Source organism: Pseudomonas sp. WS 5071 (assembly GCF_012985765.1).
GTDB classification, from domain to species: domain Bacteria; phylum Pseudomonadota; class Gammaproteobacteria; order Pseudomonadales; family Pseudomonadaceae; genus Aquipseudomonas; species Aquipseudomonas lundensis_A.
In genome coordinates, this window is the sequence record NZ_JAAQWY010000003.1 from 203,306 (window position 1) to 212,243 (window position 8,938).

General features: G+C 55.9%; 5 protein-coding genes and 4 pseudogenes. 4 read left to right on the plus strand and 5 right to left on the minus strand.

Going from position 1 to position 8,938, the window contains the following annotated elements:
- The first annotated feature begins 86 nt into the window (after positions 1-86).
- The 4 genes from poxB (at position 87) to map (ending at position 4,942) form a co-directional block, all read left to right on the plus strand.
- Positions 87-1,808, plus strand: a complete 1,722-nt coding sequence (poxB, locus tag HBN61_RS03110) for a ubiquinone-dependent pyruvate dehydrogenase (RefSeq protein WP_170046154.1) — start codon at positions 87-89, stop codon at positions 1,806-1,808.
- A gap of 401 nt (positions 1,809-2,209) precedes the next feature.
- Complete coding sequence (locus HBN61_RS03115) at positions 2,210-3,757, plus strand: TerC family protein (RefSeq protein ID WP_094994064.1); 1,548 nt, start codon at positions 2,210-2,212, stop codon at positions 3,755-3,757.
- A gap of 136 nt (positions 3,758-3,893) precedes the next feature.
- The gene (locus tag HBN61_RS03120) at positions 3,894-4,154 is read left to right on the plus strand and encodes a ParD-like family protein (protein WP_094994065.1); all 261 of its coding nucleotides are present in this window, start codon (positions 3,894-3,896) and stop codon (positions 4,152-4,154) included.
- On the plus strand, positions 4,151-4,942 hold the full coding sequence (map, locus tag HBN61_RS03125) for a type I methionyl aminopeptidase (RefSeq protein WP_094994066.1): 792 nt from the start codon (positions 4,151-4,153) through the stop codon (positions 4,940-4,942). Before HBN61_RS03120 ends, map begins: the two co-directional genes overlap by 4 nt.
- Positions 4,943-5,265: 323 nt before the next feature.
- Here the strand turns inward: map and HBN61_RS03130 are convergent.
- The 5 genes and pseudogenes from HBN61_RS03130 to HBN61_RS22900 all read right to left on the minus strand — a co-directional run.
- Positions 5,266-6,240: pseudogene (locus tag HBN61_RS03130) on the minus strand (IS630 family transposase).
- A gap of 123 nt (positions 6,241-6,363) precedes the next feature.
- Positions 6,364-7,451 (minus strand): annotated as a pseudogene (locus HBN61_RS03135) (RHS repeat-associated core domain-containing protein); the annotation flags it as partial.
- A 31-nt stretch (positions 7,452-7,482) separates the two neighbouring features.
- Positions 7,483-7,706: pseudogene (locus tag HBN61_RS03140) on the minus strand (PAAR domain-containing protein); the annotation flags it as partial.
- 18 nt (positions 7,707-7,724) lie between these two features.
- Positions 7,725-8,072 (minus strand): hypothetical protein, encoded by a 348-nt coding sequence (locus tag HBN61_RS22895; protein ID WP_262498686.1) that lies wholly within the window; start codon positions 8,070-8,072, stop codon positions 7,725-7,727.
- Positions 8,073-8,365: 293 nt separating this feature from the next.
- Positions 8,366-8,548 (minus strand): annotated as a pseudogene (locus tag HBN61_RS22900) (RHS repeat-associated core domain-containing protein); the annotation flags it as partial.
- Positions 8,549-8,938: the final 390 nt, after the last annotated feature.

Genomic DNA, 8,938 nt, shown 5'->3' on the forward strand with positions numbered 1-8,938 from the left:
GGTCGGATTCTGTGTCTATCCTGCTTGGGCAACGGTTACTCAGCTGACTCAAGCCGTCTGTTTTCTTACTTCAAGGAGCCTCTCCCATGTCCCGAACGGTTGCTGATTACATCACCGAAACCCTGCAAGAGGCAGGCGTCAAGCGCGTGTTTGGCGTGGTGGGCGACTCGTTGAACGGCTTTACCGACTCGTTGCGCCGCCAGGAGCACATTGAGTGGATTCACATGCGTAACGAAGAAGCGGCGGCCTTTGCCGCCGGTGCCGAGGCGCATTTGACCGGTGAACTGGCAGTGTGCGCCGGCAGCTGCGGTCCCGGCAACCTGCATTTGATCAACGGCCTGTTCGACGCCCATCGCAGCGGCGTGCCGGTGCTGGCGCTGGCCGCGCATATTCCCAGCAGCGAAATCGGCATTGACTACTTCCAGGCCACCCACCCCGAAAGCCTGTTCAAGGAATGCAGCCATTACGTGGAACTGGTCTCGCACCCCGAGCAGTTGCCGCAGATTCTGGAGCGCGCCATGCGCATGGCCATCGCCAAACGCGGCGTGGCGGTGGTGGTGATTCCCGGGGATGTGGCCCTGCAAACCACGCAAGCCAAAGTGCCTGGCTGGCTTAAGCCTGCCACCCCCCTGATTCGCCCCGCCGATGCCCAGATCGATGAGTTGGCCTCATTCCTCAATGACGGGCGCAAAGTGACCTTGCTGTGCGGCGCAGGGTGTGCGGGGGCACATACCGAAGTGCTGGCGCTGGCGGAGCGCCTGAAAGCGCCGATTGTGCATGCGTTGCGCGGCAAGGAACACGTCGAATACGACAACCCGTATGACGTCGGCATGACCGGCCTGATCGGCTTTGCGTCCGGTTATAAAGCGATGATGAACTGCGATACGTTGCTGATGTTGGGCACCAACTTTCCGTACCGTCAGTTCTTCCCGGAGCACGGCAATATTGCGCAAATCGATTTGCGTCCCGAGGCGTTGGGCAACCGTTGCCCGTTACAGCTCGGGTTGCTGGGTGACGTGAAGCTGACGTTACAGGCCGTGTTGCCCAAGGTCATACAAAACGCCGACAGTGATCACCTGGAGGCGGCCCTCAAGGACTACAAAAAGTCCCGGGAAGACCTCGATGCGCTGGCCGAAAGCGGGCCAAACAGCGACATCATTCACCCGCAGTACCTCAATCGACTGGTCAGCGAACTGGCGGATGACGACGCCATTTTCACCTGCGACGTCGGAACGCCCACTGCCTGGGCAGCGCGTTATTTGAAGATGAACGGCAAGCGGCGTCTGGTCGGGTCGTTTAACCACGGCTCCATGGCCAATGCCATGCTGCAAGCCATTGGTGCGCAGGCAGCCTTCCCGGACCGGCAAGTGGTGTCGATGTCGGGTGACGGCGGTTTCACGATGATGATGGGCGACTTTCTGACGCTGAATCAGGTGGGCTTGCCCATCAAGGTCATTGTGTTGAACAACGGCACGCTCGGCTTTGTCGAGATGGAAATGAAAGCGGCGGGGTTTCCCGACGTGGGCTGCGACCTGAAAAACCCGAACTTCGCAGCAATGGCCGAGGCCATGGGCGTCAAAGGCATTCGCGTGGAACACCCTTCGCAACTAGAAGCCGCGCTGCGTGAAGCCTTCAGCCATCCTGGGCCGGTGTTGGTGGATGTGGTCAGCGCCCGTCAGGAACTGGTCATGCCGCCGACCAAAACCTTCGAACAAGCCAAAGGCTTTAGCCTGTTCATGCTCAAAACGGTGATGGATGGCCGCGCACGGGAATTGATTGATCTGGCCAAGGTCAACCTGTTGCGTTGAGTTCGCCGCAACAGCAAAACCCTTGGGGCCTGCGCCTCAGGGGTTTTGCTTTGCCCGGAGTCCGCGACGGCTTATGGATCGACGCTGGAGGCTACCAAGTCAAATTTTGTAATAACTCTGCACGACAGAAAAAGGCTGGATCGCTGTAGTCTTGCCCTCCCTCATTGACGCAAGGTTTATATGAACACCCTTCTGGAGCCTCCCAGTCGCTTCTTGGCACTCGCCGCCCCTCTACGCCCGCATCGCTCCACCTCACCTCCCTGCACTGTCTCCGTTCGGTGCTTGTTTGCTTTCTCAGTGCTTGGCCTGCCCCTGACACCTACGCTGCGCGCGTGCGTCGGCGCGTCTGTGACCACCTGGCCTGTCGTTTTCCGTTTTAAGCAAGAGGTTTACTGATTCCTATGGAATGGATTGCAGATCCTACGGCCTGGTTAGGCCTGTTGACGTTGATTGTGCTGGAGCTGGTGCTGGGTATCGACAACCTGGTGTTTATCGCGATTCTGGCGGACAAACTGCCGCCGGAGCAGCGCGACCGTGCACGTGTCATCGGCTTGTCGCTGGCGCTGATCATGCGACTGGGCCTGTTGGCCAGTATCTCGTGGATGGTGACGCTCACCGAGCCGCTGTTCGAGGTGTTTGGCAAAGTGTTCTCGGGCCGCGACCTGATCATGCTGTTCGGTGGTCTGTTCCTGTTGTTCAAGGCAACGATGGAGCTGCATGAGCGGCTGGAAGGCCATGTGTCTGAACGCACCTCAAACACGACCTACGCACTGTTCTGGCCGATCGTGGCGCAAATCGTGGTGCTGGACGCCGTGTTTTCCCTGGACGCCGTGATCACGGCGGTGGGCATGGTCGAGCACTTGTCGGTCATGATGATTGCCGTGGTGTTCTCCATCGGCCTGATGATGCTGGCCAGCAAGCCGTTGACCCGCTTCGTCAACAGCCACCCGACGGTGATCATGCTGTGTCTGGGCTTCCTGATGATGATCGGCTTCAGTCTCACGGCTGAGGGGCTGGGCTTCCACATTCCCAAAGGCTACCTGTATGCAGCCATTGGCTTCTCGATCCTGATCGAGTTGTTCAACCAGATCGCACGTGCTCGCCGCAAAAAGAGCCTGCAAGGTGTACGCCCGATGCGTGAGCGCACGGCGCACGCCGTCATGCGCCTGTTGAGCGGACGCAAGCTGGAAGCGGATGAAGTGGACGACGAAATTGCTGACATGCTGGATGGCGGCGAGACCAAAGAGGTGTTTCACCGTCGCGAACGCATCATGATCAGCGGCGTGTTGCAGTTGGCTGAGCGCCCTATACGTAAGGTGATGACGCCGCGCGCCACCATCGACCACATCGACTTGGCTGATTCGCCCGAGACCATTCGTACGACCCTGATGCACTCGTCCTATTCGCGCTTACCGCTCATTCGCGAAGGGCGAATTGATGAGCCGCTGGGGTTCATTCACAAGAAAGAACTGCTCAAGGAATTACTCGCGGGCAATCAGCCGAATCTGGAGGCCATGGCGCGTAAAACCATCAACTTGTTGGACAGCTTCTCGATCCTCAACGCCCTGGAACAGATGCGCAAGGAATCGACGCATATTGCGTTTGTCGTCAATGAATTCGGGGATTTTCTTGGCATTCTGACCATGACCGACATTCTGGAGTCCATTGCGGGCGAGCTACCGGATGCCAGTGAAATCGACGGCCCGGACATCGACGTGCTGGACGACGGTTTTGCCGTCAGCGGCGCGTTGAACCTGAGTCAGGTGCGTGAGCGCACCGGGTTCCCGGCCCAAAGCACGGACGACTATCACACCGTTGCGGGGATGGTCATGAGCCTGCTGGACCGCTTGCCGATCAAGGGTGACCGGATTCAATGGCAGGACTGGAACCTGACCGTCACCGAAGTCGAAGAACGGCGTGTGACCCGCGTTCACCTGTCCAAATCGTAAAAACCTGAGCGCCCTTGCCACTTTTCACACAAGCGGCAAGGGCTGTCCCACTGCGCAAAAGCGCAATGCGGCCTTTCACTCCTCCAGAACAATCGCTTAATATACGTTTCATATGCATTTCATATTGAGCGTACCAATGGGCATCGTAAAAATTTCAGACCCCATGCACGAAAACCTGCGGCTCGCGAGCAATGCGCTGAGCCGCTCTATCAACGCGCAAGCCGAACACTGGATGCGCATCGGCATGCTGAGCGAGCTACACCCTGACCTGGACCACAACCACATCTGCCGTTTGCTGATACGCGCCGAACTGGCGGGCGGTCTGGACCTCAAGTCCCTGAGCGAACTGACAGTTAACGCTTCCCTCCTCGAAACCGTATCGCAGGCCGATCAATGAGAAACCACGTCGTCATCAACAGCCCGGCGCAAATCGCTCAGTCCAAACTGGCAGGCATGCTGGCTGCCGAAGTCCTGGCCATGATCGCGGAACACGTTAAACCCGGCGTGACCACTGACCAACTGGACAAACTCTGCCATGACTACATCGTCAACGTGCAGAAGGCTATCCCGGGCAACGTGGGTTATCACGGTTTCCCGAAAACAGTCTGCACCTCGGTGAACGATGTCGTGTGCCACGGCATCCCGTCGGCCATCCCGCTGAAAGACGGCGATATCGTCAACATCGATATCGCGGTGGTCAAGGACGGCTGGTACGGCGACACCAGCCGCATGTACTTCGTGGGAGAACCGAGCCCTGAGGCCCGCCACTTGGTGAAAACCACTTACGACGCCATGTGCGCCGGGATTCGCGTGGTGCGCCCCGGTGCGACCTTGGGCGATATCGGGCATGCCATTCAATCCCTGGCCGAGAAAGCAGGCTACAGCGTGGTACGCGAATACTGCGGCCACGGCATCGGCAAGGTGTACCACGATGAACCTCAAGTACTGCACTACGGCTTCCCGGGCCAAGGCATGAAATTGAAAACCGGCATGATTTTCACCATCGAGCCCATGCTCAACGCTGGCAAACGCCACGTAAAAACCTTGGCCGATCAATGGACCGTGGTGACCAAGGACCATTCGCTGTCTGCCCAATGGGAGCACATGGTGGCTGTCACTGATAACGGCTTCGAAGTCCTCAGCCCGTGGCCGGACAGCGTGCCTGATTACCCGCCTGTTTGCTGAAACGCATGATGAATGAGCGGGCTTGCCGAGCAGGCATGCCCGTGCAGGTGACCGCTGCCGTAGGTCAGCCAGCTGACTTTGTGGCCATCCGTGCGGGGCGGGTGGTGGCGATGCGTTTCGTGGTGCCACACGGCAACCACCGGGGTTTGCAGGCTAGGGTAGTGCTAGCGTCCCACCACGCGTGCAGCCAAATACCTATGGAGGCCAAAAGGCAAAAAAACACTGGATATATCTACCCGGCACGCGAGGCGACAGACTCACTAGCGAGCGTGTCCAAGATTTTCAGATTGCATACTAGTGTGCTGTCTCAGAAATAATATCCCTCATGCCTGCGACGCCATTGCCTCGCGGGCTTGTTGTATTTTGTTCAATATGTCTTCTCCTTTGGCGTTCCAAACGTAACGAGTGGGCTGCGCATTTCGCAGTGCCAGGAACGTGGTAATCGAACTCTCCAGCTCGCGAACAGTACTGAAGCTACCCTCGCGCAGGTACACCGTGATGTCGCGAAAGAAGCGCTCAACCATGTTCATCCACGAACTTGAGGTTCGCGTGAAATGCATGTGGAAGCGTTTGTGCTTCTCAAGCCAGGCCTTCACTGTCGGGTGTTTGTGCGTGGCGTAGTTGTCCACGATCAGGTGCAGTTGAAGATGTTTGGGCGTTTCCCGATTGATCTTCTTGAGAAATTCCAGCCACTCCTGATGCCGGTGTTGGCGCTCGATGCAACTGATCAAGTGCCCCTGAAGATAGTCCAGCGCAGTGAACAAGGTGACCGTGCCATGGCGAACATAATCGTGCGATTGAGTTCGGATATGACCGATGCCAAGAGGGAGTCCGGGCTGGGTGCGCTCAAGGGCCTAAACCTGGCTTTTCTCATCGCAGCAGAGCACTAACGCCTTGTCTGGCGGGTCGAGGTACAGCCCGATCACATCCCAAAATTTCTCTTCAAAGTGCGGATTATTGGAGAGTTTGAAGGTGCGCGTCAGTTGCCCAATGCGCGGTTGAACCACCTGTTCAAGTACTCGACTCAGTGCCTCCGGTGGCAAGGATGAAGGACGCCCCCGTCCAGGTTTATCAATCAGGCCCTCTAATCGCAGTTCTTGAAACCGCTGGCACCAGCGGGTGACTGAGCGCAGTGAAAAGCCAATCAGACGGGCTATGTCTACCCGTGAGTAGCCTTGAGCCGCCAACAGAATTACCCGGGCACGACGGCCATCACGCTGACTGATAGTGGCAGACCTAATGCGGCGACTGAGCTCGCTGTGCTCTTCTGACGTGAGGGTAATGTTCTGCGAGTTCATCTGCTCGCCTCCGGCCTGTTTTTGACGGGGAAAGCATAGCCAATTTTCGGAGACTTTATTTTAGAGACAGTACACTAGGGCAGAAAACTTACGCCTTATCTTCTGTGCCGGGCTATCAGCCCTTAGCCCAAACGGATCAACCCACTCCACCGGATTAGGCGCATACGCATACAGATTCAACCCACCCGCATAGCTGATCGGGTCTTTGCTGATAAACCGTCCGGCCCGTGGATCATAGTACCTATACCGATTGTAGTGCAGCCCTGTTTCGTGATCGTGGTACTGGCCCTGAAAACGAATCGGATTGGTCAGGCCTTTCTGCCGTGCCCATTCCGAGCGTTGTTCTTTGACTTCTCCCCACGCTTTGTACTGCGCGCTCCAGGCGATTTAGCCGGTGTGGTCGGTCAGTTCTTGTGGCGTGCCCAAGTGGTCGCACTGGTACCACGCCAGTACGTCTATCGGCAGCGCTTGCGGGGTGTGCGTCCACAGCGGGTCTTGGTCGATGTCGTAGGCGCCGGTGTAACTCGGCTGGGCCAAGAGGCGCATCGGTTGGTGACGCAGGGCCTGGGCCACGGGGACGAAGCTGCCGGGTTCGTAGAGGTAGTGGACGGTTTTGCCGCTGGCGTCGTCGGCCTGCGCGGGGCTGCTTTCCCAGGCGAGGGTGTCGCCGTCCCAGCCGAATAAGGTGAAACCGCACCCCAGTTCGCGCTGTTTGCGGGCCTGTTCGTTTTGGTTCCACTGCGAGCCCGCTTCGTTTCGGTGTGGGTGGTGGGCGTTGGAGTATTTATAGAGGCGTCTTCCCAGCGGGTCGTAGGCGTAGTCGACGCGCAGCCGGTTGTCTTCAAAGCGTACCAGGCGGTCGAACAGGTCCCAGTGCAGGCGGCTTTGCTGGCCGTTGTGCCAGCGGCGGGCCTGGTTGCCGCGTTCGTCGTAGTCGTAGTGGGTGCCGGCGTATTCGCGCAGCAGGTTGTCCATCAGTTTGTTGCGCTTGGCGTCCTGGTCCAGCGGGCGTTGGTGCTGTTGGGTTTTTTCATCCAGCAGGTTGCTGGCCGGGTCGAAGGCGAAGGTTTCGACGCCCAGTCGGCTGGTGGCGTTGAGCAGTCGGCCTACCGGGTCGTAGCGGTACGATAACGGGCCGCGACGGCTGTCGTGGATGTCGGTCAGTTGGCTGCGGCGTCGTATTTATAGTCGCGTCTGGGGAGTGTTGTTTTGAGTTGATTTTTTAAAGAGCAGTTTTGCCGTTCAACTGCTTACGGCACTTTTCGGGCCACTGGCAATCAGCGCGGCGCCACACGCGATTTTCATCCCGTCGCGGGCAACGGCAATCCCGTCAACGGCGTAAGTAGCGTTGCCCTCGGTAATCGGGAAGATTCCCTTGCACAATGGGCAACTGGCTTTGTGGCCGACCCGGCAATGGGCTTGCCGTTTAGGTCGGTCTGTGAAAAAGCTTCCTGAACGACGCTACCGTAGGTGCTGTCTTCGCTTCAGCGGATGATGTCTTTATTTTTTACGAACTGCTCAATATCATCTAAAGCATCGCTTGCTCGCCCGGATAAATCCTTGTCTTTACTAAGCTTCATCAATAAAGGGACTGTGATATTTTTATCAATTGCTCCATGTATTCTGGCAATATGCCCTAAGCAGGTAATTGCAAGCCCCCTTACATTCAAGCTCTTGTCTGAACATATTAACTTATGGCATTTTTCCTGAACCCACCTAGGTTCATCAATATTAAATACAGCGTATATGAGAGCTTCTATTAGCTCCTGCTCATTGTCGGATTTCAATAAGCTCTCCAGCTCTGTTAAAGAGAGTTTATTCGGAATTTTCATTTTTTAATTTTTCCTTTGGTAGTTGTTTTTTTGGATTTTCTGAGCGCACTTTGCTGGTCACTATGAAGGTCGCACCAACACCGTACATGCCCATAAAACTCCTCATCCCCGTTCGGTAGTGCCTGGATCTTATCAAGAACCACTATTTCATTCTTTGCCGTATCTACTCCTGCTCTTCTAGGAGAGATTTATTTAACTTGAACATAATTGTCTAAAGCGGCCTGCCCATTTGAAGGTGCCCGGCTCTTTACTGCGTTATCAGCTGGGCCATGGTACGGGGCATCTTTATAAATACGTGCCAGCCCCAACGGATCAACCCACTCCACCGGATTAGGCGCATACGCATACAGGCTCAACCCACCCGCATAGCTGATCGGGTCTTTGCTGACAAACCGTCCGACCCGTGAATCACAGTACCTATACCGATTGTAGTGCAGGCCCGTTTCGTGATCGTGGTACTGGCCCTGAAACCTGATCGTTGACTTGGAAACGCTCGCTATAACTGCCACGAAAAATCAATTTCAGAAATTTTTCTGGTAGCTGGATTTATATTTTTTCATACTGAATACAATAAATGCTCCGAAACAATTGGATATTTAAGAGCATCAATTGTATTCATTATAAAAAAATTATTAAGACGTTTGAATTACTAGCTTGCCAGCCATAAGATCCTCGCAATTTATATTGCTTTTTAGTAGTAAAAAACCACTACCTCCTATAAAGATGCTTTTGTGGCTAGGGATGCTCCGATCAACTTGTCGTGCAGCCGCGGCAAGTTGCAATTTTCCAGGCACCTACAGCGTCATTGGACGAAAAGTGACCGAAAAATCATGTACGGAGAGCTTTTTCGACCGGTTCTCCGTGTT

Excerpts from the sequence above, each read along its gene's own strand:
- HBN61_RS22895 (WP_262498686.1), bottom strand. The coding sequence starts at position 8,072 with ATGAAAATTCCGAATAAACTCTCTTTAACAGAGCTGGAGAGCTTATTG.
- poxB (WP_170046154.1), top strand. The coding sequence starts at position 87 with ATGTCCCGAACGGTTGCTGATTACATCACCGAAACCCTGCAAGAGGCA.
- HBN61_RS03120 (WP_094994065.1), top strand. The coding sequence starts at position 3,894 with ATGGGCATCGTAAAAATTTCAGACCCCATGCACGAAAACCTGCGGCTC.
- HBN61_RS03115 (WP_094994064.1), top strand. The coding sequence starts at position 2,210 with ATGGAATGGATTGCAGATCCTACGGCCTGGTTAGGCCTGTTGACGTTG.
- map (WP_094994066.1), top strand. The coding sequence starts at position 4,151 with ATGAGAAACCACGTCGTCATCAACAGCCCGGCGCAAATCGCTCAGTCC.